The 26,761-nt window shown below is 69.2% G+C and carries 19 protein-coding genes and 1 pseudogene; 10 read left to right on the top strand and 10 right to left on the bottom strand.

The genetic code is table 11. The features are described 5' to 3' along the window. Nucleotides 1-20: 20 nt before the first annotated feature. Nucleotides 21-3,047, bottom strand: a complete 3,027-nt coding sequence (locus ACXJKJ_RS06320; protein WP_457389502.1) for a VIT domain-containing protein — start codon at nt 3,045-3,047, stop codon at nt 21-23. A 257-nt stretch (nt 3,048-3,304) separates the two neighbouring features. On the opposite strand from ACXJKJ_RS06320, the gene ACXJKJ_RS06315 reads away from it, so the two are divergent. From ACXJKJ_RS06315 to ACXJKJ_RS06300, 4 genes and pseudogenes are all read left to right on the top strand, one after another. After that, entirely contained in the window at nt 3,305-4,639 is a 1,335-nt protein-coding gene (locus ACXJKJ_RS06315) for a hypothetical protein (protein ID WP_457389501.1), read from the top strand. A gap of 44 nt (nt 4,640-4,683) precedes the next feature. Beyond that, nucleotides 4,684-5,820, top strand: a complete 1,137-nt coding sequence (locus ACXJKJ_RS06310; protein ID WP_457389500.1) for an acyl-CoA dehydrogenase family protein — start codon at nt 4,684-4,686, stop codon at nt 5,818-5,820. Between the two features lie 360 nt (nt 5,821-6,180). Continuing rightward, complete coding sequence (locus ACXJKJ_RS06305) at nt 6,181-6,780, top strand: response regulator (RefSeq protein WP_056204871.1); 600 nt, start codon at nt 6,181-6,183, stop codon at nt 6,778-6,780. A 62-nt stretch (nt 6,781-6,842) separates the two neighbouring features. Then, nucleotides 6,843-7,777: pseudogene (locus ACXJKJ_RS06300) on the top strand (methyl-accepting chemotaxis protein); the annotation flags it as partial. On the opposite strand, the gene ACXJKJ_RS06295 reads toward ACXJKJ_RS06300, so the two are convergent. Further along, nucleotides 7,774-8,697 carry a lactate/malate family dehydrogenase gene (locus tag ACXJKJ_RS06295; protein ID WP_457389499.1) on the bottom strand — a complete coding sequence of 308 codons (924 nt, stop codon included), beginning with the start codon at nt 8,695-8,697 and terminating at the stop codon, nt 7,774-7,776. The pseudogene ACXJKJ_RS06300 and the gene ACXJKJ_RS06295 overlap by 4 nt on opposite strands. 151 nt (nt 8,698-8,848) lie before the next feature. Here ACXJKJ_RS06295 and ACXJKJ_RS06290 point away from each other — a divergent pair, with 151 nt between their 5' ends. Together ACXJKJ_RS06290 and ACXJKJ_RS06285 are read left to right on the top strand one after the other, a co-directional pair. Continuing rightward, a complete protein-coding gene (locus ACXJKJ_RS06290; protein ID WP_457322654.1) occupies nt 8,849-9,787 on the top strand; it encodes an ATP-binding cassette domain-containing protein in 939 nt (312 codons plus the stop codon). Nucleotides 9,788-9,798: 11 nt separating this feature from the next. Further along, entirely contained in the window at nt 9,799-11,094 is a 1,296-nt protein-coding gene (locus ACXJKJ_RS06285) for an ABC transporter permease (RefSeq protein WP_457389498.1), read from the top strand. 49 nt (nt 11,095-11,143) lie between these two features. On the opposite strand, the gene ACXJKJ_RS06280 is transcribed toward ACXJKJ_RS06285, so the two are convergent. After that, nucleotides 11,144-13,300 carry an acyl-CoA dehydrogenase gene (locus tag ACXJKJ_RS06280; protein WP_457389497.1) on the bottom strand — a complete coding sequence of 719 codons (2,157 nt, stop codon included), beginning with the start codon at nt 13,298-13,300 and terminating at the stop codon, nt 11,144-11,146. Nucleotides 13,301-13,481: 181 nt separating this feature from the next. Between ACXJKJ_RS06280 and ACXJKJ_RS06275 the strand changes: the two genes are divergently transcribed. After that, nucleotides 13,482-13,775: a hypothetical protein gene (locus ACXJKJ_RS06275; protein WP_056204845.1), complete on the top strand. Its 294-nt coding sequence runs from the start codon at nt 13,482-13,484 to the stop codon at nt 13,773-13,775. A gap of 51 nt (nt 13,776-13,826) precedes the next feature. Here the strand turns inward: ACXJKJ_RS06275 and ACXJKJ_RS06270 are convergent, their stop codons facing one another. Genes ACXJKJ_RS06270 through ACXJKJ_RS06260 form a run of 3 tightly spaced genes read right to left on the bottom strand, consistent with a single transcriptional unit; the run spans nt 13,827 to nt 15,609 of the window. Further along, on the bottom strand, nt 13,827-14,231 hold the full coding sequence (locus ACXJKJ_RS06270; protein WP_056204841.1) for a carboxypeptidase-like regulatory domain-containing protein: 405 nt from the start codon (nt 14,229-14,231) through the stop codon (nt 13,827-13,829). A gap of 29 nt (nt 14,232-14,260) precedes the next feature. Next, complete coding sequence (locus ACXJKJ_RS06265; protein WP_457352410.1) at nt 14,261-15,280, bottom strand: hypothetical protein; 1,020 nt, start codon at nt 15,278-15,280, stop codon at nt 14,261-14,263. After that, nucleotides 15,277-15,609 carry a hypothetical protein gene (locus tag ACXJKJ_RS06260; protein ID WP_457322660.1) on the bottom strand — a complete coding sequence of 111 codons (333 nt, stop codon included), beginning with the start codon at nt 15,607-15,609 and terminating at the stop codon, nt 15,277-15,279. The genes ACXJKJ_RS06265 and ACXJKJ_RS06260 overlap by 4 nt, the downstream gene beginning before the upstream one ends. 320 nt (nt 15,610-15,929) lie before the next feature. Between ACXJKJ_RS06260 and ACXJKJ_RS06255 the strand changes: the two genes are divergently transcribed. After that, complete coding sequence (locus tag ACXJKJ_RS06255) at nt 15,930-16,136, top strand: hypothetical protein (protein ID WP_157282173.1); 207 nt, start codon at nt 15,930-15,932, stop codon at nt 16,134-16,136. A 134-nt stretch (nt 16,137-16,270) separates the two neighbouring features. Next, on the top strand, nt 16,271-17,542 hold the full coding sequence (locus ACXJKJ_RS06250; protein WP_457389496.1) for an SGNH/GDSL hydrolase family protein: 1,272 nt from the start codon (nt 16,271-16,273) through the stop codon (nt 17,540-17,542). On the opposite strand, the gene ACXJKJ_RS06245 is transcribed toward ACXJKJ_RS06250, so the two are convergent. From ACXJKJ_RS06245 to ACXJKJ_RS06230, 4 genes are all read right to left on the bottom strand, one after another. Continuing rightward, complete coding sequence (locus ACXJKJ_RS06245; protein ID WP_457322662.1) at nt 17,529-18,239, bottom strand: ribonuclease activity regulator RraA; 711 nt, start codon at nt 18,237-18,239, stop codon at nt 17,529-17,531. The two genes, ACXJKJ_RS06250 and ACXJKJ_RS06245, sit on opposite strands and share 14 nt — an antisense overlap. Before the next feature lie 125 nt (nt 18,240-18,364). Continuing rightward, the gene (araD, locus tag ACXJKJ_RS06240; protein WP_457389604.1) at nt 18,365-20,092 is read right to left on the bottom strand and encodes an L-arabinonate dehydratase; all 1,728 of its coding nucleotides are present in this window, start codon (nt 20,090-20,092) and stop codon (nt 18,365-18,367) included. Nucleotides 20,093-20,103: 11 nt separating this feature from the next. Then, on the bottom strand, nt 20,104-21,141 hold the full coding sequence (locus ACXJKJ_RS06235) for an aldose epimerase family protein (protein ID WP_457389495.1): 1,038 nt from the start codon (nt 21,139-21,141) through the stop codon (nt 20,104-20,106). Continuing rightward, on the bottom strand, nt 21,138-22,742 hold the full coding sequence (locus ACXJKJ_RS06230; protein WP_457389494.1) for a glycoside hydrolase family 43 protein: 1,605 nt from the start codon (nt 22,740-22,742) through the stop codon (nt 21,138-21,140). Before ACXJKJ_RS06230 ends, ACXJKJ_RS06235 begins: the two co-directional genes overlap by 4 nt. Before the next feature lie 243 nt (nt 22,743-22,985). Between ACXJKJ_RS06230 and ACXJKJ_RS06225 the strand changes: the two genes are divergently transcribed. Further along, complete coding sequence (locus ACXJKJ_RS06225; protein WP_457389493.1) at nt 22,986-26,726, top strand: glycosyl hydrolase family 8; 3,741 nt, start codon at nt 22,986-22,988, stop codon at nt 26,724-26,726. The last annotated feature ends 35 nt before the right edge of the window (nt 26,727-26,761 follow it).

Below are 26,761 nucleotides of genomic sequence, written 5' to 3'. Positions count from 1 at the left end.
TGGTCAGAGCAAACCGGTCGTTACTTCGCTGCGCCACCGGCCCGCCCCTCCACCTCGAAGCTGCCCACCAGCACCTGGTCACCCCGGCCCGACAGGCGAAGCACGACGCGTTCGTCCTTCTGCGCGCCGGTGCCGAAGCCGGTGGCCAGCCACAGCATCAGCGTCGTGTAGGGCGACACCAGCTGCTGGCTGTGGCCATAGAACTGGACGCGCACCTCGTAGCGGCCCGGCTTGGCGCGGCGCAGCGAGAACTCCTCGGGGCCGTAGCCGCCCGTGAAATCGCGCGACATCGCGCCGCCCTGGCGGGTCAGGCGGTGGGCGTAGTAGGCCTTCTCGCCGTCGGGGTCGGTCACCCAGAGGTCGATGTCGGTGTTGTCGGCGTCCCAGGTCAGCACAGCGCGCAGGTCCAGCGGCAGGTTTTGGCGCAGGCGCGCGTCGACACGCGACAGGTCCAGCTTGGGCGTCCGGGCGGCCAGGGCATTGAGCTCGGTCAGCGCAATCAGGTCGATGTCGGCAAAGCGCCCGTCCCAGGGCCGGCTGGCCACGTCCCACAACAGGTCCAGCGCGCGCTGGGGCTGGGTGGCGGCGAGGGCCAGGGCGAGGTCGCGCGAGGACTGCGGCTCGTCCGGTGCCAGTTCGCGCACGCGCTCCAGCAGCGGCACGGCCAGGGGGGTCTGGCCGGCCTGCAGCAGCCGGTAGGCCAGGATGCGCAGGATGTGGCGGTTCTCCAGCTCCATCTCGGCGAGGTTGGACAGCACGCGCACGGCCAGTGCCTGCTGGCCCTTGGCGAAGAAGATCTCGGCCGCGTCGATGAAGAAGGCGGTGCTGGACAGATAGCCGGGCCGCTCGTCGAGGTAGATGGCATAGCGCTCGGCGTCGCTGGCCTCGCGCAGGCGGCGTGCGTAGGCGGCATTGGGCTCCCAGGCTCTCAGCGCGATGCTGGCCGGGGCGGCCGTGGTGCCGGCGTCCTCTTCGCGGGCGCGGCGCAATCCCGTCACGGACACGGATTCGAGCGCGGGCGCAGCTGAGGGAGCCAACATCTGCGCGAGAGGCGGCGGTGCCGGCGCTGCGGCGGGTGCTGGCGGCGGCTCTCGCAGGGCGATGGGGGCCGCTGGCTGCGCGATCGATGGGCGGACCGGCGCAGGCGCTGCCGGCCGGGTCTCGGCCACGGCGATGGGCGGCGTCTCGACGGGCCCCCGCGGGAACTCCTGGGCCCACCAGGCCTGGCGCTGCTTGAAGCGCTGCACGAGGCTGTCGATATGCCTTTCGCGGTCGGCCTGGCGCGTGGCGCCGCGCTGGGCCAGGCTCTGCCGGTAGGCCGCGCGCAGGGTGGCCGTGGGGGGCGCGATCTCGTAGCGCACATAGTCGGCCAGCTCGTCGAGCACGATCAGCGAGGTCTCGGCGCTGAGCAGGCGGAACTGCTCGCCCAGACGCCGGATCTGGGCGCGGTTGCGTTGCTGCTCGGCCGACAGCTCGGCGATGCGCAGCTCGGCCCAGCGCCGCGCTGCCAGCGGCAGCGTGGCCTCGTCGGACGGAGGGCTCTCGGTCGGCGCCTTCAGCTCGATGCGGCGCTGGCTGCGCCGCCCCTGGCCATCGATGAGGGTGACGAGGAGGCGGCCGGTGACCACTGTCAGGCGAGTCGCGATGGCGAGGCGGCCGTTCTCGGGGTGCAGGCATTCGATGACGACGTCCTCGATGCCCTCGACGCCGTCGCCTTTCACGTCCAGTACCTGCAGGCCGGGCCTTGTCAGCGCGGTGAAGGCGGACGCGGTGCCCATCCGGGTCAGGTCCAGCAGGCGTGCACCGCCGGCCTCGGCGAGGCGGCGCAGTCGTGGCAGGTCGGCCCGGCTGGCGGCATTCACCGTGAACACGGGGCCGGCGGGTGGCAGGCCGCCGAGGTCGGGCCAGGTGGCCAGGCCGTCGCTGAACAGCAGGCTCATCGTGCCGCTGCCGGGGGGCGCGGCGGCCAGGCCGGCATACCAGGCGGCCGGGCTGCTGGCGCCGTCGTACGGCAACTGCTGCAGGGTGCGGCGCAGGGGCTGCCAGTCGCCACCGCGCACGTCGAAAACACGCACCGGCTCGGCGGCATCGCGTGCCACGGTCAGGTGCACGCGCACGTCGCGGGCGGCGGAGAAGAGGGCATCGAGCAGGGCGAACTCGCGCGCATGGTCGCGCTCAGCGCCGGAGCCGGAGGCATCCCAGACGAGGTTGAGTTCGCGAGGCAGGCGGGTGGCGCCACGCGTGCCCTCGGCGGCGGCGATCTCCGCGTAGGCATAGACCTGGCCAAGATGTTCCTGCACGATGACGCTGTCGCCGCCGCTGCCGGTCCAGCTCAGAGCCAGCGCCTCGCGCGGCTGCCAGTTGCGGCGCTGCAGCCGCAGCGACGTCTCGTCGCCACGGGAGAAAGTCTCGACGCCGGCCAATGCGCCGCTCACCTGCGGCTTGCCGCCACGCAGGTCGAAGCGACCCTCGAACTGGCCCATCGGCTGGCCGAAGTTCAAGGGCAGGCGGTACTGCATGCGCCCCTGCGGGTCGGGCTGCAGCGTCTCGGCCAGTTGCAGCATGACGCGCCGCTCGCCGTTGGGCGGCACCGGATAGATGCGCAGCTTGAAGTTGTTGCCGGCGGTGCGCTCGAGCAGGGCCGGGTCGACGCGACGGCGGGAGATGTCGTCGAACACCTGGCGGCCCTTGTCCTTGGGCACCGGCACGGCGCTGACCATCTCGCCGCGGATGTCCAGCGCAAAGCCGACGACGCTCTGGCCGGCATCGAGCGGGAATTCCAGCGTGGCTTCCAGCTGGCGTGGGTTGGGGTTGTGCACGACCAACTCGATGCGCGTCTGCGCCTGGCTGCCGGCCAGCGTGGCCTGCACCTGCACGCGCTGCAGCGTCAGCGGCTCGCCGGCCTCGGGCGCGATGAAGCGTGGCATGGGCGGCGCTACCGGGGGCAGGGGCTTGGGCGGCGGTGGCGGAGGGCTGAGCGCGAAGGCTGCCGAGGCCGCCAGGGTCAGCAGGGCGAACAGCGAGCGAAGCGTCGAGACAGAAGGCATAAAGGTGTCCGGGACGGGCGGGCCAGGCGGGCACCGACAACACCTTGCCCAAACCGGCATCGTCGGCGAGTGCACCGTGTTCGTCAGCGTGAAGCTGGCGAACACAGGGCCTCTGCTTCTACGGCGGCAGCGGGCAAACAGGGTGAACGCCGCTCCGAAACCCCCCGGAGGGCGACTGAGGGAATATTCCCTTCGGTCCTTTACTGCTACCGCGACCGCTGCTGCCTAAGCTGCGCCGTCTTCATGGGAGCTTGTCGATGCGCCGTGGGTTCAAGGTGTTGCTGTGGGTCGTGCTCGGTCCGATGGCGCTACTGCTGCTGCTTGGCCTGGCCTGGCTGGCCTGCAACGGCCGCTGGGCGGATGTCGACCCTCAGCCGGTACCCTCGGAGCTGCTGCCGCAGGCAGTGACGCTGGCGCCACAGGAAAACGCCTTCTTCGACGCCCAGGGGCTGCGCGCGCCGCAGGGTGAGGCGCCGAATGCCTGGGGGCAGCGCAGCTGGCGCGGTGAGGTCAGCGGCGAAGCCGGGCTGCTGGCGCTGCCATCGGGAGAGGACTGGAACTGCAACGCCGCCAAGGAGGATTGCGTGGCCCGCTGGCGTACCGCCGCGGCGGGGCTGAAGGCGCAGATGGCCAATGCCAGCATGTTCGGCGAACGTTGCAAGGCGCTGGCAGCCCGGCCCAGCTTCCAGGAGCCGGCACCGGTGCGTCGGCCCCGCCCACCCGGCAGCGCGTCCTTCGAAGCCCTGGCGCTGCCGCAGTTCGGAGGCGTGACCCATTGCATGCGCTGGTTGCAGATCGAAGCCGTGCTCGCGCCGGATGCACAGCGCGCGGAGCTGTCCTGGACAAGGGCGGATGCGCTGCTGCGCCTCTTCGCCTCCGGCTCCCAGACCTTGCTCGGCCAGGCTGTCGGTTGGGCCACGGCCATGCGGCAGCAGCAGTTGTTGGTGCAGTGGGCGGCGCGCCAGCCGGCAGGCGCGGTGCTGCCGGCTGCCTGGCGAGCCCCGCTGCCGGCACGCCTGCTGCAGCCGCGCCTGTGGATGGCAGCGGAGTCGCATTTCCAGCGCGAGACGGTTGCCGACCTGAGCGCGCATGGCGACCAGATGTTCGACATGGAACCCAATCCGCCGCAGGCCTGGGCCAGCCGGCACAGCCTGGGCTATCTGCCGCAGCTGACGATACAGGCCATGAGCGCCTACTGGTTGGCCGACATGCGGTCCTTCGGCCATCTGCAGGGCCCGGCGCTGGCGCGGCAGGTGCGCGGCAAGCCGGAGCCCGACGCCTCCTGGTGGCGCTTCCTGCGCTGGCGCAACACGGTCGGCCATGTGTTGGTGGAGGTCGGCCGACCTGCCTTCGAAAGCTATGCCTTGCGCCAGGCCGACCTGGTGCTCTCGCAGGCTGCGCTCGACCTCAGCCAGCAGCTGAACGCGCTGCCCGCCGCGGAGCGCCCGGGCTGGTGGCAGCGCCAGACGCTGGACACCGGCGTTCGCGAGCGCCTGAGCCTTGAAGGCGACGCGCTGACCGTCCGCACCTGGCGCGGCGAAGTCGAGGCGGCGCATGCGGCGCCCTTGCGCTTCCCGCTGCGCCCCGGCTGACGCAGCCTCGACAATGGCTCATCCAATCCAACAGGTTGAGCACCATGCTTCTTACCGAAGACCACCTCGCCGTGCAAGACGCCATCCGCGCCTTCGTGCAGGCCGAGATCGCCCCCCATGCCGCGGCCTGGGACAAGAACCACCATTTCCCCGCCGAGCAGTTGAAGGGCCTGGCGGCCCTGGGCTGCTATGGCGTTGCCGTGCCGACCGAATGGGACGGCGCGGGCCTGGACTATCTGGCGCTGGCCGTCATCCTCGAAGAGATCGGCGCGGGTGACGGCGGCACCAGTACCGTGGTCAGCGTCAACAACTGCCCGGTCTGCTCCATCCTGATGGGCTTTGCCAACGACGAGCAGAAGGAGCGCTTCCTCAAACCCCTGGCGCGCGGCGACATGCTGGGCGCCTTCTGCCTGACCGAGCCTCATGTCGGCTCGGAAGCCGGCGGCCTGCGCACGACGGCCGTCCGCGATGGCGATGACTATGTGCTCAACGGCGTCAAGCAGTTCATCACCAGCGGCAAGCACGGCGATGTCGCCATCGTCATGGCGGTGACCGACAAGGCCGCCGGCAAGAAGGGCATCAGCGCTTTCGTCGTCCCGACCAACACACCCGGCTACCAGGTCGCGCGCATCGAGGAGAAGATGGGCCAGCACAGCAGCGACACGGCCCAGATCCTGTTCGAGAACTGCCGCGTGCCGGCTGCCAACCGCCTGGGCGATGAAGGCCAAGGCCTGAAGATCGCCCTGTCGGGCCTGGAGGGCGGGCGCATCGGCATCGCCTCGCAATCGGTCGGCATGGCGCGCGCGGCGTTTGAAGCGGCGCTGCGCTACAGCAAGGACCGGGTCACCTTCGGCCAGCCCATCTTCAACCACCAGGCGGTGCAGTTCAAGCTGGCCGACATGGCCACGCAGATCGAGGCGGCGCGCCAGTTGATCTGGCATGCCGCCAGCCTGAAGGATGCCGGCCGACCCTGCCTCAAGGAGGCGGCCATGGCCAAGCTGTTCGCCAGCGAGATGGCCGAGAAGGTTTGTTCAGACGCCATCCAGATCCACGGCGGCTATGGCTACCTCAGTGACTTCCCGGTCGAGCGCATCTACCGCGATGTGCGAGTGACGCAGATCTATGAAGGCACGAGCGAGGTGCAGAAGATCCTGATCGGGCGGGCGCTGGCGGCGGGCTGAGAGGGCGAGAGGCAAGCCAACGCGCGGAACGCCCTCTCGGGCATGCCGGATTCCCGCTCACCGCTCTGAGCGGCGCTCATCACGCCGTCAGAGCGGCTGCTGCTCGTTCGACCCGCCCGTTCCTTCACGCTTGCCGCGGTGCTCGGCGAGGGCCAACCGCATGGGGGATGCGGTTGGCTGGCTCGAATTCGTGAGCACCGCCGGCCGCCGGTCGACGCCATGCGGCGCGCCGCGACAAGCCGCAGGGCCAGCCGCCACCCCACCACTGCCGGCTCTTTCGTGAAATCAGGCGCATGCCACGTTGTTGACTAACGTGACACACAGCTCTAACCTGACAGCAACAAATCAGGAGCAGCCGCCGTGAATGAGACTTTGACGAGTAGTGAGGCTGCGCGCATATGCGGCGTGAGCTTTCGGACGGTGATCCGATGGATCGAGCGCAACGAGCTGCAGGCCTATCGGTTGCCAGGTCGTGGCGACTATCGCGTCCTCGCGACCGAACTGCGCCGGTTCATGAGCGTGCATGGCATTCCTGATCCCGATGACATGCCCGGGCAAGCCAAACGCATCCTGGTGGTCGACGACGAAGCCGCGATGGCCAGCGCGATCAAGCGGGCGCTCAAGCGCGAAGGCTTCGAGGTGGCCACCGCGAGCGACGGCTTCCTGGCGGGGTCGATGCTGCACGTCTTCAAGCCGCACCTGATGACCCTGGACCTCCAGATGCCCGGCATCGACGGCTTCGGCGTCCTGCGCTTCCTGCGCGAGCAGCCGCCGCCGTTTCCGCTGAAGGTGCTCGTCGTTTCCGGCGAGAGCGAGCAACGTCTGCAGCAGGCGCTCGAGCTGGGCGCGCATGGCGCGCTGGCCAAACCCTTCGAGAACGAGGAACTGCGGCAGGCCGTCGGGCGGATCCTGGGCGAAGCGCCCCGGGGCGCGCGCACCGGTGATGACAAGGCGCCCTGAGGAGACCTTCGCTCGCATGGGGCGCAGCCATGAACAACCACAGGCCAGGCGACACGACCAGCCTGCTGGCGCAGCTGCGGGAGATGCAGGAGAGCCTGTCCCGCGTGGTGGCCGGCGTGCGCGAGAACTCCGCACCGCATCGGCACAGATCGCCCAGGGCAACAACGACCTGAGCCAGCGCACCGAGGAGCAGGCTTCAGCGCTCGAGGAGACCGCAGCTTCGATGGAGCAGCTCAGCGCCACCGTCAAGCAGAACGCCGACAACGCCAGCGAGGCCAACGCACTCGCGCAGGGCGCCAGCGTCATCGCCATCAAGGGCGGCGAAGTGGTCGGCCAGGTCGTCGACACGATGAAGGAGATCAACGCCGGCTCCAAGAAGATTGCCGACATCATCGGCGTCATCGACGGCATCGCTTTTCAGACCAACATCCTCGCCTTGAACGCGGCGGTGGAAGCGGCGCGCGCCGGCGAGCAGGGCCGCGGCTTCGCGGTCGTCGCCAGCGAGGTGCGCAGCCTGGCCGGTCGATCGGCGAACGCCGCCAAGGAGATCAAGAGCCTGATCGGTGCGAGCGTGCAGCGTGTCGAGCAGGGCACGGCGCTGGTCGATCAGGCCGGTGCCACGATGACGGAAGTGGTCAACTCGATCAAGCGTGTGACCGACATCATGGTCGAGATCAGCGCGGCCAGCACGGAGCAAAGTGCCGGCGTGTGCCAGGTGGGTGAAGCCGTCGGTCAGATGGACCAGGTCACGCAGCAGAACGCCGCGCTGGTGGAGGAAAGCGCGGCGGCGGCGGAGAGCCTGCGGGTGCAGGCGCTGCGGCTGGTGCAGACGGTCGAAGTGTTCAAGCTGGCTCAGGGCAGCCCGGCGCACGAGCCCGCGGCGCCTGTGGCGCCACGCGCCGCCGCGGCGCGCGTCGGCAGCGGTGTCAAGCGCCGCAGCCCGCAGCGCGCAAAGGCTGCGAGCCGGCCCGCATGGGGGCCCGCCAAGCTGGCCTAGGCGCCGGCGGCGAGCGACGCGAATGCTCGCGCCAGCACCGCGCTCGACGCCGCCAACGCCGCCCGCTCGACCGCATCCATCGCCGGCTCCACCACCTGCACCGCGCCGCCCGCGCCCACCAGCGCCGGCAGGGACAACGCCACGCCGCGGATGCCACAGGCGCCCTCCTGCACGCGGCTGACGGGCAGCAGCCGGCGCTCATCATTGACGAGGGCGCCGATCAGCTCGCTCGTGACGAGCCCGATGGCGTGGTTGGTGGCGCCCTTGCGCTGGATGACGTCGTAGGCCGCGCGGCGCACGTGGCCCGCCAGCGTGGCTTCTTCGTCCGCCGGCCAGCCGGCCCAGTCGCGCAGCGCCACGCCACCGACGCGCGCGCCGGACCACAGCACGACCGACGAGTCGCCATGCTCGCCCACGACCTGCGCATGCACCGACGTCGGCGACACCTTCAGGTGCATGGCGAGCCGCTCGCGCAGCCGCGCCGTGTCCAGCAGCGTGCCGGTGCCGATGACACGCTCCGCGGCCAAGCCGGCGGCCGCGGCGACCACGCGGGTCAGCACGTCGACCGGGTTGGTCACGACGATGACGATGCCGCCGAAGCCGGCCAGCGCCCGGCCCATGCCGGCGGCGATGCGGGCGTTGTCGCGCAGCAGGTCCAGACGGCTCTCGTCCGGCCGGCCGTTGCGCCCAGCGGCCAGCACGACGATGTCGGCCTCGCGCATCTGCGCCAGGGGCACGGCACTCACGGCGCAGCGCGGGTAGAAGGCCGCACCGTCGGCCAGGTCCATGGCCTCGCCCTCGGCCACGGCGGCGCGCTGGTCGCACAGCCACAGTTCGCGCGCATGCCCGGCGAGCAGCGTTGAAAACGCGACGCTGGTGCCGACCCAGCCCGTGCCGATGATGCCGATGCGTGCCTTCATGCCAGGCAGTATCGACCGCCCGACCCGGGTTTCACAGTTGGCGCGCCGTGCCGTTCAGCCGCGCCCGATGCTTGCCGTTCGTCGCATGGCAGGCGCGCGCCGCCCGGCCGCTGTCTAGCATCGCGCCCATTCGGAACCCAAGGAGGCGGCAATGAAGGAAGACGTGCTGGTGGCCCGCGGCCTGCGCAAGGCCTATGGCGACCGCGTGGCCGTGCATGAAGTGAGCCTTGAGCTGCGGGCTGGTGAGGTGCTGGGCCTGCTCGGCCCTAACGGCGCTGGCAAGTCGACGACGGTCGGCATGATCTGCGGCCTGACGGTGCCCGGTGCCGGCACGGTGACGCTGTCCGGCGGCGTCAGTCTCGCCAGCGACGAGGCCGGCTACAAGCGCCGCATCGGCCTGGTGCCCCAGGACATCGCGCTGTACGAGGAACTGCCGGCGCGCATGAACGTGGAGCTCTTCGGCAACCTCTATGGCATGGCGCCTGAACTGCTGAAGCGCCGCGCCGACGAGGTGCTGGCCATGGTGGGCCTGTCGGACCGCGCCAAGGACAAGCCCTCGACCTTCTCCGGCGGCATGAAGCGGCGGCTCAACATCGCCTGCGCGCTGATCCACGACCCCGAGATCATCCTGCTCGACGAACCCACGGCCGGCGTCGACCCACAAAGCCGCAACGCCATCTTCGACAACCTGGAGATGCTCAAGCGCGCCGGCAAGGCGCTGATCTACACGACCCACTACATGGAGGAGGCCGAGCGCCTGGCCGACCGCCTCGTCATCATCGACCATGGCCGCGTCGTCGCCAGCGGCACCCAGGCCCAGCTTTTCGCGTTGCTGCCGGCCGCGCAGACGCTGCACGTCGAGATCGACGGCGAGCCCAACGATGCGGCGCTGCAAGGCCTGGCCGGCTTTCCCGATGTCAGGCGGGTGGGCCAGCGGCTGGACGTCAGCGTCGCCGACATCGGCCGCGACGCCGGCGCCGTACTGGCCGCGCTGGCGCAGCGAGGTGTCAGGGTGCGCGGTCTCGCCTCGGCCCGCGCGACGCTTGAAGACGTCTTCCTCCAACTCACCGGCCGCGCCCTGCGCGACTGAAGAGGACACCCATGCAAGCCATCCTCGCCCTCGTCCGTGCAGAACTGAAGCTGCACTTCTCCAACCGCCGCGCGCTGCTCATGAGCATCGTCGCGCCCATCCTCATCGCCGCCTTCTTCGGCAGCCTGTTCGGCTCCAGCAGCAAGATGGCCGGCATCGCCGTCGGTGTCGTCGACCTGGACCACAGCCCGCTGTCGCAGCGCGTCGTGGCGGCACTGCAGGCCGAGTCCGCGTTGAAGACCACGGTCACCGATGAGGCCGACGTCGTGGCGCAGGTGCGCGCCGGCAAGCTGCGCGCCGCGGCCATCCTGCCGCAGGGCCTGGGCCAGCAGGCGGCGGGCGCCATGTTCGGCACCAGCCCGAAGCCCGTGATCGTGCTGCACTACGACCCCTCGCAGGCCAGCGCCCTGGCCGTCGTGCGCGGGCTGCTGGCGCAGACGCTGATGCAGGAGGTCAGCCGCAGCACCTTCAGCGCCGGCAGCCCCGTGCTGGCGGACATGAAGCAACAGGTCGAGACCTCGCAAGGCCTGGACACCGAACGCCGGGCCGAGCTTGTGCGCATGTTCGACAGCATCGGCGCCGTGCAAAAGCGCGAGGCCGCTCAGCCTCCGGGCGGTGCTTCCGCGGCGGCGGCGGGCGGCCTGTCCATGCCCTACACGACGCGCGAGGTCGAGGCCCTGCAATCCAGCGCCAATGCCGCCCCCGTGGCCTACAACAGCTATGCCCACTCCTTCGCCGGCATGGGCGTGCAGTTCATCCTGATGAGCGGCGTAGAGATGGGCATGGGCCTGCTGCTGATGCGCCGCCTGGGCCTGTGGAAGCGGCTGCGCGCGGCACCGCTGTCGCGCGCCCAGCTGCTGGGCAGTCGCATCGCCGCCAGCGCGCTGATCTCGCTGATCGTCTTCACCATCATCTACGTCGTGGCCATCGCCGCCTTCGGCGTGCGCGTGCTCGGCAGCCCTGCCGGCTTCGCGCTGGTGCTGGCCTGCTTTGCGTTGCTGACGGCCAGCTTCGGCCTGCTCATCGCGGCACTGGGCCGCACGCCCGAGGCCACACGCGGCCTGGCCATCCTGGCCACGCTGCTGATGGTCATGCTGGGCGGCGCCTGGGTACCGGCCTTCATCTTCCCGGAGTGGTTGCAGACGGTCTCGCTGGCCGTGCCGACACGCTGGGCCGTGGATGCGCTGGATGCGATGACGTGGCGCGGTCAGCCCTTCGCCGCGGCGCTGCTGCCCAGCGCGGTGATGCTGGGCTTCAGCGCAGCCTTCGGGCTGCTGGCGATCTGGCGGTTTCGCTGGGAGGAGTGATTTTTCAGGCCCAATGACGCTGCCCACAGGAAGACCTTGCTTCGTCGCGTCAGTCCACCTGAATGACCTTGTCCGCCGCGCGCAGATATGCCAGCGCGGCCTCGGGGTCGCGCGAGCTGGCGGCGGCGGCTTCCAGCGAGTGTGTGCGGCGCAGTGCGCGGTTCAGCTCGGAGACCGCCTCGGCCGGGGCGCCGCCCAATGCATCGGCCAGGCGCAGCGCGTCGGCCAGGTCGCGCAGCCCGCCGGTGGCCGGCGGGGTGAAGTCGGGGCACAGGCGGGCCACGAGCGAGGGATCGGTGCGCAGTGATTCGGCCAGCGCAACGAGATCGCGATCGCGCAGCGGTGCCAGGTGGCGGGTGCCGTGCAGCAGCAGCGGCGACAGCGCCTTCAACGCGCCCGAAGGCATGTTGGCGTGCAGATCTCGCAGCGTGGCCGCGGCGGCTTCGAGCTGGAAGCGGATGGCGGCCCGGGCGAATGGCAGCATCTTCGGGTCGCCCTCGCCCTGCTCCTCCACCTTGAAGCGCCACACGCTGGCCGCCGCCAGGTAGAGGTGGGAGAGCACATCGCCCAGCCGCGCGGACAGCAGCTCCATGCGCTTGAGCCGCCCGCCGAGCAGCCCCATCGCGAGGTCGGCCGTCAGCGCGTATTTGGCCGACAAGCGGGCGATGAGCCGGGCTTCCTTTTCAAGCCCTGGCGGCACACGGCCCTTCAGGCCGGCGCCGAAGAGGCTGGCGCCGAGGTTGCGCGCGACGTGGCCTGCGTGGCCGAGCAGGGCTCGGCCCAGCGCGGCTTCGTCCTTGGCCTGCACGGCAGCCATTTCGTCCATCACGTGTGGGTGGCAGCGCACGGCGCCCTGGCCGAAGATGATGAGGGCCCGCGACAGCAGGTTGGCGCCTTCTACCGTGATGGCGATGGGCGCATGCCGATAGGCCACGCCCAGCAGGTTGCTCGGGCCGCTGATGATGCCCTTGCCGCCCAGCACGTCCATGCCCGTGCTGACGGCGCGGCGGCCGGCCTCGGTGAGCTGCACCTTGAGGATGGCGCTGGCCACGCTGGGCCGCTCGCCGGCGTCGAGTGCCGCTGCCGTGTAGCGGCGCGCGGCGTCGGACGCGTACAGATCCGCCGCCGTGCGGGCTATGAGACCCGCAATGGCCTCGAAGCGCGCGATGGGCAGGCCGAACTGCTCGCGGATGCGGCCATAGCCCGTCATCACGTAGAGCGCTGTCTGCTGCATGGCCGCGCCCAACGCCGGCAACGAGATGGCGCGCCCCGCAGCGAGGCATTCCATCAGCATGCGCCAGCCCTGGCCCACCTGAGCCTCGCCGCCGATGACCCAGTCCATGGGCACGAAGACATCGTCGCCGTGGATGGGCCCGTTCATGAAGGCGGAGTTCATCGGCCGGTGGCGGCGCCCGATCTCCAGCCCCGGCGTGGGCACGGGGATCAGTGCGCAAGTGATGCCGAGATGTTGCTCCGCCGGCGGGCGCGACGGGTCCACGGCTTGGAAGGCCAGCCCCACCACGGTGGCCACCGGTGCGAGCGTGATGTAGCGCTTGTCAAAGCGCACGCTGAAGCCGCGCACGGTGTGGCCGTCGATCTCGCGCTCGGTCAGCATGCCGGTGTCTGGGATGGCCGCAGCGTCGGAACCGGCGTAGGGCGAGGTGAGGCCGAAGCAGGGCAGGTCGCGGCCGTCCGCCAGGCGGGGCAGGTAGTGGGCCTTCTGCGCGTCCGTGCCGTAGCGCAGCAGCAGTTCGGCCGGGCCCAGCGAGTTGGGCACCATGACCGTCACGGCGGTGGCCACGTTGACGGTGGCGATACGAGTCACCACGGCGGCGTGGGCGAAATGGCCGAAGCCCAGGCCACCCTGCTCGCGCGGGATGATCATGCCGAAGAAGCGCCGCTCGCGCAGAAAGCGCCACACCTCGGGCGGCAGGTCGTGCGCCTCGTCGATCGCAAAGTCGTCGAGCATGGCAATCAGCTCGCGCACGTCGCCGTCCAGGAAGGCCTGCTCGTCGGCCGTCAGGCGGTTGGGCGCCATGGCGAGCAGGCGGTCGAAGTCCGGCGCGCCGGCGAACAATGCGCCTTCGAAACCCACCGTGCCGGCCTCCAGCGCCGCGCGCTCGGTGTCGCCCATCTGGGGCAAGGCCTTGGCGAACGGTTCAAACGCCCAGCGACCCAGCAACGGGCCGAGCAAGCTTGCGATCACGGCTGTGGTCTCCTTGGGGCCCATGCTGCGCCAGGCGAGGGTGGCGCAGCGTCAGCCGTGTCTGATTCTCAAGATCGGTACGAACAACAAACGAAACAAACCCCTGCCTCGCCTGACGTCTCCTGGTGACCCGCGTCGAGCACAGTCAAGGCCCGTCCAACCAGCATTCAGGAGCCCTGCCATGTCTGTGCAACCGTCCCGCCCCTTTTCCTCACGCCGTGCGCTGGCCGCGCTCGTCGTCGCCTGCGCCTTCGTGTCGGGCGTTGCTCATGCAACCGATGCCACGCGAGGCATCGAGCAGGCGCTCACCACGGCGCTGCAGGACAAGCGCGGCATCACGCTCTACGTGGCCGGGCAGACGATCTCGGGCGCGGTGACGCGCATCGAACCGGGGCTGTGGGTTGAACTGCGCAATCAGCAGTTTGGCCGCATGATCGTGCGCCTGGACCGCATCGACGGCATCGCCGCGCCCTGAGCCCGAGCTTCGCGGCGGGCCCTTCTCACCGGGCGCTATCCGCAGCCGCCTTCACTGCGACTTCTTGAGTTCGATCTGCAGCGAGGTCGGCTCGCCGGCCTTGAGTTCCACGACGCCGCGACCGGACGCCCAGCCCAGCGCAATCACGTGGACTTCGGCCGCGCCCGGGGCGTTGAGAGTCAGCGAGGCTTCGCCGCGGTCATTGGTCACGAGGGAGATGCCGTCGCCGCCGCCGACCTTGACCTTCACGTCGGCGTGGCTGACGGGCTTGCCGTTGCCACTGACCTTGACGACCAGCCGGGTGGTCGATTTGTCCCGATCTCGATCCTTGTCTTTTGGCGGTTTGCCTTTTGGGGCCTCGTCGTCATTGCCGGTGGGCGCCGATGCTGCGGCGTATGCCAGGGCGTGCTGCGGACGCAGCGCCGCGGCCAGGACCAGGACGACGCCGCAAAGCAAGGAGCGGCGGCAGGGCAGTGGAATTGTGTTCATGGGCGTGCTGCCTCCTTCTCGCCTCGGTTGGCGCTGAACCTCAACATGTCGGTCAGCACGTCGTCATAGTCCTGGCGTTCCTTGAAGCTGGCGCTCGCAGCAGGAAAGACGACCAGGTGGAACTTGACGGCGCTGTTGGCTTCGCGGCTGTCCGCAGGGCCGTCGGGCACCAGGAACTCGGTGATGACGATGGAGCAGCGAAGCCCCTGCGGCAACTGCGTGTTGTCCAGCATGGGGAAGTCGTATTGGCTGACCCAGAAATGCCGGTCCACGTCTTGTTCCGAGTCCCCCGGGAAGTCGACGCGCAGCCTGACCTCCACCTCGCGGCGCTCCAGGTTCACATCCACGATCTCGACCTGGAAGTGAATGGATTCGCCTTTGCCGCCCGGTGCCGCTCGTGATCGCGGCATGAGGCGCTGCAGCGTGATCTTCTCGTCGATGAAGGGCTTGCCAAAGTTTTCTGCCCAACCGCCCAGCGGCTGCGGATAGCCCTTGGCGAAGCCCCGGTGCGACAGGCTGTCTACCTGCTTGGAGATCAGGTTGGCCGCGCTGAGGTCCAGTCGCTTCTTGAACTCGGCATTGCGCGGCGTGGACGAGGCGTCCTTGCCTGTCAGCTTGCGGGCCACGTCCTTGAACAGAGGCGCCAGGTCCAGCGACTGGTTGAAGTTGCTCGCGAGCAGTTCGAGTTGCAGCACCTGCGTTTCGAGGTCGCCCTTCTTGGGCTCCTTCAGAAAGTTGCTGATGACGACGTTGAACATGTCCTTGCGGATCTGCGCATCCGACTGCTCGCGCTGCGTCAGCAACTGCGCGTACAGCTTCTCGTTGCCTTCGCGCGTCTCGCGTTCCTTCTGCAGCCCGGTCAGGTAGTAGCCGCCCACCACCGTCACGATCAGCGTCACTGCCGGCATGCCGATCGCCTTGATCCACTCCAGGCGAGTGGCGCCGGTGTCCTTCTCGCCGGGCTTGCCCTTGTCTTGCGCCTTGTTGTTGACCTTGTCCGCCTCCTTGACCGTCACCGCAGCTTCTCCAGCCGCTGCCCGACGACGAAATCAAAGCGCACGGGGTTCTCGAACAGATAGACCTCGAATGGCGGGCCGATGCTGGTGCCGCGCTGCACGCGCATCTCGCACTTGCCATTCACGGGCAGGCGCAGCGCGAAGCTGCCGTTGGCATCGCTCGTCGCCTCCGTGGTGCGTGCGCCCTGCCCGAAGCGGGGGCAGGCCAGCTGAACCTGTACGGCGCCCAGCGGCCCATGGTCCGAGCGGACGGTGCCGTACAGCGCCCCTGCCATGGCGCCGAGCGGCAGCATGGCCAGGGACAGTGCGGCGAGGCGGCTGAATCGCATCGTGATCTCCTGGCGAGGCTGGCACTGTGCGCCTTCACGGCAGGCCCATCAAGCCTGCGGGAACGGCATGTCAGCTGTTTTGAGGATGTGAGGATGTCTGCGGGTCCTGGCAGGGCCTGCGCTTCGTCCCGAGGCGGCGTTGGCTCACGGTTCCTCTGATCGTGTTGGTGCTGCTGCTGATGGGGCGCCTGTAGGCCGGGTCGCTTGGCCTGGGCGGTGCGCTCACAAGCTGTATCAACCTTGAACGTCAACCGCACGGGTTGCCTGGCGTTCAAGGAGGGCCGATGGGATGACCTCGGCCCTTGATGAAAGCACCGACCATGACCACGCTGACCCTCGTCTTCAATGGCCCTTCGAATCAGGCCCGCAGGGCACTCGGGGGACTGCTGCAGCGCTACCGCTCTGCCTATTTTGTTGAGCGCAGCAGCAATGAATATGCGGTGACGGCTGACGACGTCACCGCCGCGGAACTCGCGACGCAACCGCTGTGGTCGGCGCAGTTGGCCCAGGCGCCGGTACGCGGATGAAAAGCGCGCAGGACTCTGGCGCTGATCGCGGCTGAAAAGGCAAGCCGGGAGTTCTGGACAGGGCCTGCAGGTGCAACAACCACGCTCCCCGGGCCGCCTGGATGGTGAGCAAATGGTTGCGCTATCATTTTGGCATGAGCCCATCTCCACGAGCGAGCCTCCGATTCGGCCTGCTGACTGCCATCCTGCTGCTGGCCGGGTGCGCCGGCGCGCCGCGAGACGATGCCGGCGGCACCTGGCTGGCGGCCTGGGCCAGCGCGCAGCTGGAGCAGGCGCCGCCAGCTGACGCCCCGCTCGCGTGGCGCCAGCCCCTGCGCGACGTCAGCTTGCGCCAGATCGTGCGCGTGGACGCCGCAGGGCGGGCCCTGCGGGTGCGCATCAGCAACCTCTTCGGCGCCGAGCCGCTGACCCTGGGCGCGGCCAGCGTGGCCTTGGTGGACGGCGTGGTGGTCAACGCGGCCAGCCTACGTTCGCTGAGCTTTGGGAGTCGGCGTGAAGTCGTCGTGCCGGCGCATGCCGAGATCTGGAGCGACGTGATCGAATTCGCCGTCCCACGCCAGGCCGATGTCGCCGTGCAGATGCATGTGCAGGCCGGGCCGGCGCAGGCCAGTATGCATCCAGGTTCGCGCATCCGCAGTTGGGCGGTGCCAGGCGATCGCGTCGGCACGGCGGACTGGCCCGAGGCCGTGGCCCAGGAAGGCTGGAGACATCTGGCAGCCTTGGACGTGCGGGCTGCCAGAGTGCTGCCCGTCCTCGTCGCGACGGGTGACTCCATCACCGACGGCTATGGCGTGCCGTCGGGCAGCTACCAACGCTGGACCGATGTGCTGTCGCGTCGCCTGATGGCCGAGAAGCGGGAGGTCTCGGTCATCAACACGGGGATCGGCGGTGGGCGCCTGCTGCGCGACGGGCTCGGCCCCAACCTCGTGTCGCGTTTTGACCGCGACGTGCTGGAAAGAACTGGTGCCACGCATGCCGTCGTGCTGATCGGCGTCAACGATCTCGGCGTCAGCCACCGCGGCCGGCCGACGACGCCCGAGTCTCGCGCCACGCTGCTGGCCGAGATGAAGGCTGGTTTCACTGACCTCGCCCAGCGTGCCCGCTCACGCGGCGTCTGCTTGATCGCCTCGACCGTCATGCCCTATTCGGGCAGCGGCTATTACTCACCGCAAGCCGAGAACGAGGCCGATCGCCAGGCGCTGAACGCCTGGCTGCGTGAGCCGGGACGCTTCGATGCACTGGTGGACTTCGATGCGTTGATGCGCGACCCGGCGCGTCCGGCATTCCTGCGTGCCGAGGTCGACAACGACGGCCTGCATCCTTCGCTGGCCGGCTATCGCGTGATGGCCGAAGCCTTTCCTGTCGAAGTGCTCGACAGGCGATGCCCGAAGGTCAGCGCCCCTTGAGCTGACGCCAGGCCGCGAAGTCCGCGGCCACGTCGGCATCGGTCGGTGGGTAAAGGCCCAGCACGCTGCGGCCGCCCATCACCTTGTCCTGCACATAGTCCTCAAAGACGGTCATCTCGACGGCTTCGTTCGCGATCTCGTCGGCCAGGTGGGCCGGGATGACGATGACGCCCTCGGCATCGCCGACGATCACATCACCCGGGAACACCGGTGCATCGCCGCAGCCAATCGGCTCGTTGATGGCGATGGCCTGGTGCAGCGTCAGGTTGGTCGGTGCGCTCGGGCGCGAGTGGTAGGCCGGCATGCTGTAGCGGGCGATGTCGGGGCTGTCGCGAAAGCCGCCATCGGTGACGACGCCGGCCACGCCGCGCACCATCAGCCGGGCCACCAGGATGCCGCCCGCCGAAGCGGCACGCGCATCCTTGCGGCTGTCGATGACCAGCACCGCGCCTTCCGGGCATTCCTCGACGGCCTTGCGCTGCGGATGGGCGCGGTCCTTGAACACGCTGATGTCGTTCAGGTCCTCGCGCGCCGGCATGTAGCGCAGCGTGTAAGCCGGGCCGACCATGTTCGGCAGGCCGGGGTTCAGCGGGCGCACGTCCTGGATGAACTGACCGCGCAGGCCGCGCTTGAACAGGGCCGTGCACAGCGTGGCGGTGCTGACGCCCATCAGCTTCTTGCGGGTGTCGGGGTTCATGTGGGGCTCAATTGGAAGGGCCAAGGAACACAGCCACAGAGGCACAGAGACACAGAGGCATCCGGCTCTCTCTGTGCCTCCGTGTCTCTGTGGCTGTGTTCTTCAGCATGTGGGGCAAGCAGTTCTTAGTAGATCACCGGCTCCGGCACCGGTGCGCCGAACTGGGTTTCGAGGAAGTCGAAGTCGCAGCCCTCATGGGCCTGCAGGATGTGGCGGGCGAACATCCAGCCGTAGCCGCGCTCGTAGCGCGCGGGCGGCGGTGTCCAGGCGGCGCGGCGCGCGGCAAGTTCCTCGTCGCTGACTTCGAGGTGGATGCGGCGGGCCGGCACGTCGACTGTGATGCAGTCGCCCGTCTTCACCAGCGCCAGCGGGCCGCCGATGAAGGCCTCGGGGCTGCAATGCAGCAGGCAGCCGCCGTAGCTGGTGCCGCTCATGCGTGCGTCGGACAGGCGCAGCATGTCCGTCACGCCGGCTTTCAGCAGCTTGGTCGGGATAGGCAGCATGCCCCACTCCGGCATGCCGGCACCCTTCGGGCCGGCGTTGCGCAGCACGAGGATGTCGTCGCCGGTCACGTCCAGGTCCGGGTCATCGACGGCGGCCTTCAGGCTCGGGTAGTCGTCGAACACGAGCGCCCGGCCGGTGTGCTGCAGCAGATGCGGCGCCACGGCGCTGGGCTTGATGACGACGCCGTCCGGCGCGAGGTTGCCGCGCAGCACGGCCAGCGCGCCTTCGGCGTAGATGGGGTTGTCCAGCGCGCGGATCACGTCCGCATTGAACACCTCGGCGCCGGCGACGTTCTCGCCCACCGTGCGGCCGTTGACGGTCAGCGCGCCGAGGTCGAGCTTGTCCCGCATGACGTTCATCAGCGCGGGCAGCCCGCCGGCGTAGAAGAAGTCCTCCATCAGGTAGGCATCCCCGCTGGGCCGGATGTTGGCGATGACGCCGACATGGCGGCTGGCCGCGTCGAAGTCGTCCAGCGTGACCGGCAGCCCGGCGCGGCGGCTGATGGCGACCAGATGAATGATGGCGTTGGTGCTGCAGCCCATGGCCATGGCCACTGCAATCGCGTTGGCGAAGCTGCCCTTGCTGAGCAACTTCGCTGGCGTCAGGTCCCCCCACACCATCTGCACGATACGCCGGCCGCATTCCGCCGACATGCGGATGTGGTTGGCGTCTGGCGCGGGGATGCTGCTGGCGCCCGGCAGCGTGAAGCCCAACGCCTCGGCAATGCCCATCATCGTGGCCGCCGTGCCCATCGTCATGCAGGTGCCGTGGCTGCGCGCGATGCCGGCCTCCATCTCGGCCCAGGCCTGGTCACTCAGGCGGCCGGCGCGGCGTTCGTCCCAGTACTTGAAGGCGTCCGACCCCGAGCCCAGCACCTGGCCGCGCCAGTTGCCGCGCAGCATCGGGCCGGCCGGCAGGTAGATGCAGGGCAGGCCCATGCTCAGCGCGCCCATCAAGAGGCCGGGCGTGGTCTTGTCGCAGCCGCCCATCAGCACGGCGCCGTCCACCGGGTGGCTGCGCAGCAGCTCCTCGGTCTCCATCGCGAGGAAGTTGCGATAGAGCATGGACGTCGGCTTGACCATGCTTTCGCTGAGCGAAATGGCCGGCAGTTCCAGTGGCCAGCCGCCCGCTTGCAGGACGCCGCGCTTGACGTCCTCCACCCGCTGCTTGAAGTGGCTGTGGCACTGGTTGGCATCGCTCCAGGTGTTGACGATGGCGATGACGGGTTTGCCGATGAAGTCCTCGGCGGCGTAGCCCATCTGCAGCACACGGCTGCGATGGCCGAAGCTGCGGAAATCGTCCTTGGCGAACCAGCGCGCGCTGCGCAGCTCTTCGGGTGTCTTGGTCATGGGCAGCGGCTTCATCGGGCGAGGGCGTCGAACTCCAGGCGCATCCAGCGCGCCAGCGTCTGGCCGGGGCGCAGGATGCAGCCCTGCTCGCGCCAGGCCGGGTGGTTGGGCGCGTCCGGGAAGAACTGCGGCTCCAGCGCGATGCCGGCATGGCGTGAAAAGGGCAGGCCGTCGCGGCCCTTGGCATGGTGCACGAAATTGCCGCTGCAGACCTGCAGGCCAGGGTAGTTGGTGAAGAGTCGCATGGCCAGGCGTCCGTCGGCCGAGACCAGCGCGGCGGCGGGCGCCTCGCCGCGTGCGGCGTTCTCGTCCAGCACGAAGCAGTGGTCGTAGCCGCTGCCGCGCGCCTGCTGCTCGCCCTGGCCCAGGCCATCGCCGATGAGGCGTGGCTGACGCAAATCGAAGGGCGTGCCGTTGACCGGGGCGACTTCGCCGGTCGGGACCATGTCGGGCCGCACCGGCAGCATCGCGCTCGCGGCCACCTGCAGCCGATGGCCGAGCACGGGCGCTGCCGAGCCGTCGAGATTGAAGTAGGGATGGCTGGTCAGATTGACCGGGCAGGGCGCGCTCACGCGGGCGCCGAAGTGCAGCGTGAGGACTGGGCGCTGCGGGTCCAGGCGGTACTCGACTTCGGCGCTCAGTGCACCGGGGTAGCCCTGGTCGCCATCGGGCGAATGCAGGGCCAGGCGCAGGTGGTGCGTACCGTGGTCGACGACCGTCCAGCTGCGGCGGTCGAAGCCATCCGGACCGCCGTGCAGCTGGTTCTCGCCCTCGTTGGCGACGAGCCGATGCGCGCGCCCGTCCAGCGTGATGGCGGCGCCGCCGATGCGGTTGGCATAGCGGCCGACGATGGCGCCAAAGAAGCCGGGCTCGCGCAGGTGATCGGCCGGCATCGCGTGCCCGAGCACGACCTCACGCCGGCTGCCATCCGGCATGGGCGCGAGGCAGGACAGCCAGCGCGCACCGAAATCGCTGACCTGGATCTGCAGGCCGCCAGCCGTGCCGAGCGTGAAGACCGCGGGATCGGCTGCTGAACCCTGGGTGCTCATCGAGGCAAGTAGTCGAAGCGGGTGAAGTCAGCCGTTCGGGCGCGGCCGCTGGTGTCGAAGGCCAGCATGCCGATGAAGGCGCCGGTGAAGGAGGCATGCTCGGCGCGGCCGCCTTCGTCGGAGATGACGCTGGCGTCCAGCACCGGCCCCACGGGCTGCCAGCCCTGGCCCCAGTCGGCGAGGAACTGCAGATGCGGGCCGTCGATGTCGGCAGCGAGTTGCACCGGGCCCTCGGCGGGCAAAGGCACGGGTTCGCCGAGGGGGAACTGCAACCGGTTGTCCGGCCAATCGCCGGGGCAGGACAGGATGCTCAGCACGCGGCCCAGCCCGTCCGCCCAGGTGATGAGGAGGGCGTGGAACTTGTGGCGGTTGTAGTAATGGGTCAGGCCCGCGGCCTGTTGGTAGGTGTCGGGAGAAAAAGCCGCCACCGTCGTCTCGGCGCGCAAGCCGGCATCCTCCTGGCGCCGCGCCACCAGGCTTTGCTCAAACCAGCTGCCCACCGACTCGCGCCCGGTCAGCCGCAGTGCGCCGCCGGTGAGCGTGAACAGCCGGTCAGGCTCGGGCGTGCGCAGCCACTGGAATTCCTGCGGCAGGCGTGGGCAGTTGACGAAGCTGCGTCGCACGGCTTCGCGCGGCAGCGGCTGCGCATCAGTGGGCGCAGCCACCTCGACGGCCGGCACCATGCCGCCGTCGGCGAGGTAGAGCCAGTCGTCCTCACCCCAGACGCAACGTTGGATGGCCGTCTCGCGGCCGCGCGGCGAGCGCCGCGTGCCCGGCAGCGGCCGGCCGCAGAGGTGGGCGAGGTAGACGCTGCCGTCGGCCAACTGCACGACCTGGCCGTGGCCGGCGCGCTGCAGCGGTGCGTCGGGTGCGTCCTTGCTGCTGACGACGTGCCGCTGGGGGTGGGTCTCGTAGGGGCCATGCAGCGCGCGCGAACGCGCCAGCGTCACCGCGTGGCCGTAGCCGGTGCCGCCCTCGGCCGTCATCAGGTAGTACCAGCCCTGGCGCTTGAAGAGGTGCGGCCCTTCGACCAGGCCCAGCGGCGTGCCGCGGTAGATGTTGGTGACCGACCCGACGAGCTGGCGGCGTTCGGCGTCCCATTCCTGCAGCAGGATGCCGGCGAATGCGGAGGCCTTGGGCTGGCCGCCGATGGAGCCGGTGCGGTGGTCCCAAAGCATGTTCAGGAACCACTTGCGGCCATCGTCATCGTGGAAGAGGGAGGGATCGAAGCCCGACGAGTTCACATAGACCGGGTCGCTCCAGGGGCCCTCGATGCTGGGCGCCGTGACGATGTAGTTGTGCGCATCCTTGAAGTTACCCTCGAAGCGCTTCACGTCGGTGTAGACCAGCCAGAACAGGCCGTCCGCGTAGGACAGGCAGGGCGCCCAGATGCCGCAGGAGTCCGGGTTGCCGCGCAAGTCGAGCTGGCTCTTGCGGCTCAGCGGGCGCGTCACCAGCGTCCAGTTGACGAGGTCGCGCGAGTGGTGAATCTGCACGCCGGGGTACCACTCGAAGGTGGAGGTTGCGATGTAGAAGTCATCGCCGACGCGGCAGAAGGAGGGGTCCGGATTGAAGCCGGGCAGCACGGGGTTGTGGATCATGAATCGTGGCCTGCTGGACGTGGGCAGTGCGGGCGGCTTCGAAAAGGTTACGCTACCATAAATAGGCTGAAGCGCGCCTTTATGGAATTCATCATGGCGGCGTGCATCAGGCAGAAGTGGGCTGAGATACCAGGGAAAATCCCGATCAGCCCCCGCGATCATCTTTGTGCTTTAAAACTGATTGCGTAAACATCAATGGCCAAAGAGCGTCCCGTGCCAGGACGCCGGGCGTGGAGACTAGCGGTGATTCGTCGTGTTTTGAAAATCCTCGCGGGGCTGCTGGTCGCGGCTGGTGTTTGCGTGCCCGCCCTGGCTTGCGACGCACCCGTGTCGGTCTGCGCGCATGACCCCGGCCGCGCGCTGGCACTGGTGAAGGCGGGCCAGGCGGCTGGCGTTGTTGTCGATGCTGCGGCCGATCCGGCGCTCCAGCATGCGAGCCGCAACTTCGCGGCGGACCTGGAGCGCGTGTCGGGCAAGCCGGCAGCGCTGCTGAACCGTATCGCCGACGCGCGCGGCGAAATCGTGGTCATCGGCGAGCTGGGGCGCAGCCCCATGCTGGACGATCTCGTCGCCCGCCGCAAGCTCAAGCTCGACGGGCTCAAGGGCCGCTGGGAGGCCTACCGCCAGGTGGTCGTCGAGCAGCCCTGGCCGGGCATCGCCCGTGCCCTCGTCATCGTCGGTTCGGACCGCCGCGGCGCGGTCTTCGGCACCTACGACCTGTCGGCCCGCATGGGCGTCAGTCCCTGGGCCTGGTGGGCGGACGTGCCGGTGGAAAAGAAGACCGATGTCTTCGTCACCGCGGGCGCCCGTGACGACCAGCCCCAGGTCAAGTACCGCGGCATCTTCATCAACGACGAGGCGCCGGCGCTGAGCACCTGGGCGCAGGCCAGGTTCGGCGGCGCCAACTCGGCCTTCTATGCCCATGTCTTCGAGCTGATCCTGCGCCTGCGCGGCAACTACCTGTGGCCGGCCATGTGGGCGCCGCGCGCCTTCAATGCCGACGACCCGAGGAACATGGTGCTGGCCGACGAGATGGGCGTCGTCATGGGCACCTCCCACCACGAGCCGATGTCGCGGGCTCATGACGAATGGGCGCGCTCCAAGGGCGGCGCCTGGGACTACGCGAAGAACCCCGAGCAGCTGCGCGAGTTCTGGCGCGGCGGCATCCAGCGCACGATGGGCCGGCCCGGCGGCAAGGCCTTCGACACCCTCGTCACCGTGGGCATGCGCGGCGACGGCGACGAGCCGATGAGCGAGGGCACGGCCACCGCATTGCTCGAAAGCGTCGTGCGCGACCAGCGCAAGATCATTGCCGACGTGACCGGCCAGCCGGCCGACCGGACGCCGCAGATGTGGGCCCTCTACAAGGAGGTGCAGGACTACTACGACAAGGGTATGCAGGTGCCCGACGACGTGCTGCTGCTGTTTGCCGACGACAACTGGGGCCAGATCCGCCGCCTGCCGGTGAAAGACCTCGACCGCAAGGGCGGCTACGGCGTGTACTACCACTTCGACTACGTGGGCGGGCCGCGCAACTACAAGTGGCTCAACACCAACCAGATCGAGAAGACCTGGCAGCAGATGAACCTGGCCCACGAACGCGGAGCGGACGCGCTGTGGATCGTCAATGTCGGCGACATCAAGCCGATGGAGTTCCCGATCAGCTTCTTCCTCGACATGGCCTGGTCGCCCACGCGCATGACGCCGGCGGCGTTGACGGCCTACCCGCGCGACTGGGCGGCGCGGACCTTCGGCGGCGCTCAAGCCGCGGAGATTGGAGAGCTGGTCACGCGCTACAGCCAGTATGCGGCACGGCGCAAGCCTGAGCTCGTCGATGCGGGCAGCTTCCGTCTCGGCAACGCCTCGCCCGATGCGCTGGATGGCGGCGACTTCGGCCGCCGCGTCGCCGAATGGGAGGTGCTGGAAGCGCGCGTGGCGAAGGTCAAGGCGGGGCTGAAGGCCGACCAGCTCGACGCCTACTTCCAGCTGATCGAGCACCCCGTGCTGGCGATGGCCAACCTCTACCGGCTGCACTACGCGGCGGCATGGAACCGCAAGCTGGCTGCGGCGGGTGACGCACGCGCCAATGTCTTTGCCGACCGCGCCGAGGCTGCTTTCCAGCGCGACCAGGCCATAGCCGACCAGTACCACGCCCTCGCGAACGGCAAATGGGCCGGCATGATGCTGCAGACCCATATCGGCTACACGAGCTGGCAGCAGCCGGACAAGAACATCATGCCGGCGGTGAAGCGCGTGGCGGGCAGCGCCGATCCGGCCGAAGTTCAACGCCAGCTGGAGCGCGCCACGGCAGAACCGTCGAACGCGATCACGCTGGAGGCGATTCGGTTCAGCCGCGCCATCAACGGCCAGGGCCTGACCTGGACGGTCATCCCCAACCTCGGCCACGGCCTGGGCGCTGTGACGGCCTTGCCGCAAGGCCACGCGCCGACAACGCTGGCCGATGGCGTGCGGCTGGAGTACGACGTCGACACGTCGCATGCCGGCGACACGCTGCTCAGCCTGCACATGGTGCCGACGCTGGACACGCGCAATGCGGGCGGCATCCGCCTGGCCGTGGCCGTCGACGAGTTGCCGGCGCAGGAGCTCAAGCTGAACCTGGTGCCGACTGCAGGCCCCGAGCTGAGCCGCGGCGAGAAGGACTGGGCGCAGGCCGTCAAGGACAACGGCTTTGTGCTCAGCGCACGCTTTGCCAGCCTGCAGCCCGGCCGCCATGTCATCAAGGTCTGGCGCCTCGATGACAACGCGGTGCTGCAAAAGCTGGTGCTGGCACCGCTGGCTTCGGTCACCCTCCCGCCGCGTGGCGCGGCACATACCGGCAACTACCGCAACCTGCTGCGCGAGATCCGCCCCAGCGTGACCGAGGCCGACATCGACGCCAGGCTGGCCGGCTACTGGCAGTCGCTGTTCGAGGGCGACGCCGAACACCGTGTCGTCTACCCCGCGCCCGCCACCCCCGACGGCCCGGCGGCCTATGTGCTGGACGTCAACAACGCCGATGTGCGCAGCGAGGGCATGTCCTACGGGATGATGATTGCCGTGCAGATGGGCCGCAAGGCCGAGTTCGACGCGCTGTGGAACTGGGCCGCAACCCACATGCGCTACCGCACGGGCCCGCGCGCCGGCTACTTTCGCTGGCAATGCCGGCCCAAGGGCTGCGACAAGGACACCGTGCCCGCGTCCGACGGCGAGGAGTACTTCGCCACGGCGCTGCTGATGGCGGCCGCCCGCTGGGGCAATGGCCAGGGCCTGTACGACTACAACGCCCAGGCCCAGGCCTTGCTCAGCACCATGCTGCACAAGGAGCAGATGAACGGCGGCATCGTCGACGGCGTGCGCTCGATGTTCTCGCCCGAGCGCGGCCAGGTCGTCTTCGTGCCTATCGGCAAGGCGGCCGACTTCAGCGACCCGTCCTACCACCTGCCCGCCTTCTACGAGATCTGGGCCCGCCGCGCCGCCAAACTCGAGGACCGCGAGCGCTGGGCCGAGATCGCCGGGATCAGCCGCGCCTACTTCTCCGTGGCGGCCCATCCGAAGACCGGCCTGACGCCCGACTACGCCGAATTCGACGGCCGCCCGCGCGTGCATGAAGGCCATGAGGACTTCCGCTACGACGCCTTCCGCACGGCGGTGAACTGGAGTGTCGACCAGGCCTGGTGGGACAAGAACCCGGACGCCGCGGGCTTGAGCCGCAAGCTGCTGGGCTTCTTCGCTTCACAAGGCAAGGACGGCAAGCCCTACCCTCATCTCTACGCGGTGGACGGCAAGCCCTTGAATGACGAGGCCGCCACGGGCCTGATGGCCAGCAATGCCGTCGCAGCCCTGCTCGTCGACAAGCCGCTGGGTGCGCGCTTTGTCAACGATCTCTGGGCGCTGGAGCCGCCCGCCGGCCAATGGCGTTACTACGACGGCCTGCTGCAGTTCATGGCGCTGCTGCATGTCACGGGGCGCTTCAAGGCTTGGTGAGCGCGTCGACCCCTTGCCTATGATGCCCACCGTGC

It is taken from the genome of Roseateles sp. P5_E1, from assembly GCF_054049335.1.
The sequence above is the reverse complement of the archived record's forward strand: the minus strand, read 5'-3'. Positions and strand labels throughout refer to the sequence as shown.